Origin of the sequence: Cellulomonas citrea, from assembly GCF_009829685.1 — a bacterium.
Taxonomy (GTDB): domain Bacteria; phylum Actinomycetota; class Actinomycetes; order Actinomycetales; family Cellulomonadaceae; genus Cellulomonas; species Cellulomonas citrea.
The window spans coordinates 1-550 of sequence record NZ_VWSD01000381.1; the positions used below are offsets into that span (position 1 = coordinate 1).

General features: G+C 63.1%; 1 protein-coding gene. It reads left to right on the forward strand.

Annotated elements, in window-relative coordinates; translation table 11 throughout:
- Positions 1-369 precede the first annotated feature (369 nt).
- Positions 370-550, forward strand: a 181-nt coding sequence (locus F2B26_RS16855) for a F0F1 ATP synthase subunit delta (RefSeq protein ID WP_201292828.1), incomplete at its 3' end; no start/stop codon positions are given.

The following is a 550-nucleotide window of genomic DNA, read 5'->3' on the forward strand; positions in this document are numbered from 1 at the left end:
CTCGTCATTGCGAGGAGCCGCAGGCGACGCGGCAATCCATCGCCCAGTGGCAAATGGCTGGCACGCACTATGGATTGCCGCGCGGCTGCGCCGCTCGCAATGACGGGGCAGGAGGTCGGCTAAGGGACCGGGCCGAGGGCGACTTAAACCGCCAGCGCTTCCCCGCTCAGCGTGATGCAGCGCATTTCGATCCGGCACGAGTTTTTGGCGCATTGGCCGATCGTTCAATGATTACGCCGCGGAGTCGGATTGCAAGTGCGAAGGGGCTTTGCTAGGCGCGCGCCGACCCTGCCGGGGCGACTCTGTTTCGCCATTCCATCGGTGCGGTCGATACGACTTTCTTTCCGGACCCAAGAGGACCTCAAACGCGTGGATATTTCCGCCGGTATTCAGGCTAGCCTGGCAGGCCGTTATGCATCGGCCCTGTTCGACCTCGCTAGCGAGAACGGGACCGTCACCGCGGTCGAATCGGACCTCGATAAACTCGAGGCCGGTCTCGCCGAATCGGACGAGCTCAAGCTGCTCACGACCAATCCCAAGGTCAGCCGCG